This window comes from Cereibacter johrii, assembly GCF_001720585.1.
Classification (GTDB): Bacteria; Pseudomonadota; Alphaproteobacteria; order Rhodobacterales; family Rhodobacteraceae; genus Cereibacter_A; species Cereibacter_A johrii.
This window is the reverse complement of the sequence record NZ_MABH01000102.1, coordinates 1-3146: the sequence shown is the minus strand read 5'-3', so window position 1 is coordinate 3146 and position 3146 is coordinate 1. Positions and strand designations below refer to the sequence as shown.

General features: G+C 71.3%; 2 protein-coding genes. Both read right to left on the bottom strand.

Annotated elements, in window-relative coordinates; genetic code table 11:
• On the bottom strand, nucleotides 1-1568 hold a 1568-nt coding region (locus A9O63_RS07660), incomplete at its 3' end, for an acetyl-CoA carboxylase biotin carboxylase subunit (protein ID WP_069331394.1).
• A 95-nt stretch (nucleotides 1569-1663) separates the two neighbouring features.
• Nucleotides 1664-3146, bottom strand: a 1483-nt coding sequence (locus tag A9O63_RS07655; protein ID WP_069331393.1) for a carboxyl transferase domain-containing protein, incomplete at its 5' end; no start/stop codon positions are given.

The window sequence follows — 3146 nt, the reverse complement described above, 5'->3', positions numbered from 1 at the left end:
CGCGCGGCGAGGTGCGCCCCGCCCAGCTCGACCGTGGCCCTGCCCGGTGCCTCGACGGTGAGCGCCGCCGCGATCTCCTCGGCGCCATGGCGCAGACGGACATGCCGGCGGAGGGGCGTCCAGAGGCTGAAGCCCTGCAGCGGGGCGGCCGTCTCGCCGAGCTCGGCCACGAGGAGCGCCGCCGCGACCAGCTCCGGGGCCAGCGCCACGGGAGCGGTCAGGGCGGCCAGATCGCGGCCGATGAGGCCCGTGTCCACCTCTCCCGCGGCAAAGCCCGGATGGTGCGCGAGGCGGCGCAGGAAGGCGAGGTTCGTGACCGTGCCCGCCACCTCGGTCTCTTCGAGCGCGCGCGCGAGCCGGTTCAGAGCCGAGGCCCGCGAGGGGCCATGGGCGACGATCTTGGCGATCATCGGATCGTACCAGGGGCTGATCCGGTCGCCCGTCCGCACGCCCGTGTCGGCGCGGATGCCATCGGCGAAACGCAGATGGTCGAGCCGGCCCGTGGCGGGCAGGAAGCCCGCGGGAACGTCCTCGGCATAGAGCCTTGCCTCGAAGGCGTGGCCGCGGAGGGGGATGGCCTCCTGCGCGAGCGGCAGCGGTTCGCCCGCCGCGACGCGCAGCTGCCATTCCACGAGATCGATGCCCGTCACGGCCTCGGTCACCGGATGCTCGACCTGAAGCCGCGTGTTCATCTCCATGAACCAGAAACGGTCGGAGCTGAGGCCGGCCGAGCCGTCCACGATGAATTCGACCGTGCCCGCCCCTCGGTAGCCGATGGCGCGGGCGGCCCGCACAGCGGCCTCGCCCATGGCGGCGCGCATTTCGGGCGTCATGCCGGGGGCCGGCGCCTCCTCGATCACCTTCTGGTGCCGCCGCTGGAGCGAGCAGTCGCGCTCGTAGAGATGGACCGCATCGGTGCCGTCGCCGAACACCTGCAGCTCGATATGGCGCGGACAATCGATCCATTTCTCGATCAGCACCGCCTCGTTGCCGAAGGCGGTGCGGGCCTCGGCCCGGGCGGAGGCGAGGGCCGCGGCGAAGTCCTCGGTCCGCGCGACGCGGCGCATCCCCTTGCCGCCCCCGCCCGCCACCGCCTTGATGAGGACCGGATAGCCGATGTCCGCGGCCATCAGCGCCAGATGTTCGGGCTCCTGATCCGCGCCGTGATAGCCCGGCACGACGGGCACGCCCGCCTCGGCCATCAGCGCCTTGGCGGCATCCTTCAGACCCATGGCCCGGATCGCCGCGGCCGAGGGGCCGATGAAGACGAGGCCCGCGGCCTCGACCGCCTCGACGAAATCGGGGTTCTCGGAGAGGAAGCCGTACCCCGGATGGATGGCTTCCGCCCCCGTGGCGAGGGCCGCCTCGATCAGCCGCTCGCCGCGCAGGTAGCTGTCGGCCGGCTGCGGCCCGCCGATGGACACGGCCTCGTCGGCCACCGCCACATGGAGCGCCTCGGCATCGGCATCGGAATGGACGGCGACCGTTGCCACGCCCAGGCGCCGGGCGGTGGAAGCGATACGGACGGCGATCTCGCCGCGGTTGGCGATCAGGATCTTGCGGAACATCGGACCTCGCCTTCCGGGCCGGCCGCGGGGGGCTTTCCGCCCCCCGCACCCCCCGAGGATATTTTTGCCAGAATGAAAGGAAGAAGGATCACCGCTCACATCCGGAAGAGGCCGAAGCGGGTGGGCGCGATGGGCGCGTTGAGGGCGGCCGACAGCGAGAGGAACAGGGTCTCGCGGCTCTTGCGCGGGTCGATGATCCCATCGTCCCACAGGCGGGCCGAGGCATGGAGCGGGTGGCTCTGGCGCTCGAACATCTCGATGGTGGGACGCTTGAAGGCGGCCTCCTCCTCGGCCGACCATTGGCCGCCCTGCCGCTCGATCGCGTCGCGCCGGACGGTGGCGAGGACGCCTGCCGCCTGCTCGCCGCCCATGACCGAGATGCGGGAGTTGGGCCAGGTCCACAGGAAGCGCGGCGAATAGGCGCGCCCGGCCATGCCGTAATTGCCCGCGCCGAAGGAGCCGCCGACGAGAAGGGTGATCTTGGGCACGGCGGTGGTGGCGACGGCCGTCACCATCTTGGCGCCGTGGCGGGCGATGCCTTCGTTCTCGTAGCGCCGTCCCACCATGAAGCCCGTGATGTTCTGCAGGAAGATCAGCGGGATGGAGCGCTGCGAGCAGAGTTCGACGAAATGGGCGCCCTTGATCGCGGCTTCGGAGAAGAGGACGCCGTTGTTGGCCACGATCCCCACCGGACAGCCCATGAGATGGGCGAATCCCGTGACCAGCGTCTCGCCGAACCGCGGCTTGAACTCGTCGAAGCGCGAGCCGTCGACGAGGCGCGCGATCAGCTCGCGGATGTCCCAGGGCGTGCGGAGGTCGGCCGGCACCAGCCCGAGGATCTCTTCGGGGTCATGGGCGGGATCCTCGGGCGCGGCCCAGGCCACGGTCCGAGGCCGGGTCCGGTTCAACTGCCCCAGCGCGCGGCGCGCGAGCGCCAGCGCATGGGCGTCGTCCTCGGCCAGATAGTCCGCCACCCCGGAGAGGCGGGTATGGACCTCGCCGCCGCCCAGATCCTCGGCCGAGACCACCTCGCCCGTCGCCGCCTTCACGAGCGGCGGACCGGCGAGGAAGATCGTGCCCTGGTTTCTCACGATGATCGTGACGTCGGACATGGCCGGCACATAGGCGCCGCCCGCGGTGCAGGAGCCCATGACGACGGCGATCTGGGGAATGCCCGCCGCGCTCATCTGCGCCTGATTGTAGAAGATGCGGCCGAAATGGTCGCGGTCGGGGAAGACCTCGTCCTGGTTGGGCAGGTTCGCACCGCCCGAATCCACAAGATAGACGCAGGGCAGCCGGCATTCGGCGGCGATCTCCTGCGCGCGCAGATGCTTTTTCACCGTCATCGGATAGTAGGTGCCGCCCTTCACGGTGGCGTCGTTGCAGACGACCATCACCTCCTGCCCGTGCACCCGGCCGATGCCCGCGATCACCCCCGCCGCGGGGGCGGCCCCGTCATAGAGGCCATGGGCGGCGAAGGCGCCGATCTCGAGGAAGGGCGAGCCGGGATCGAGGAGCCCCGCCACCCGCTCGCGCGGGGGCAGCTTGCCGCGGGCCGCGTGGCGCGCCTGTGCGGCA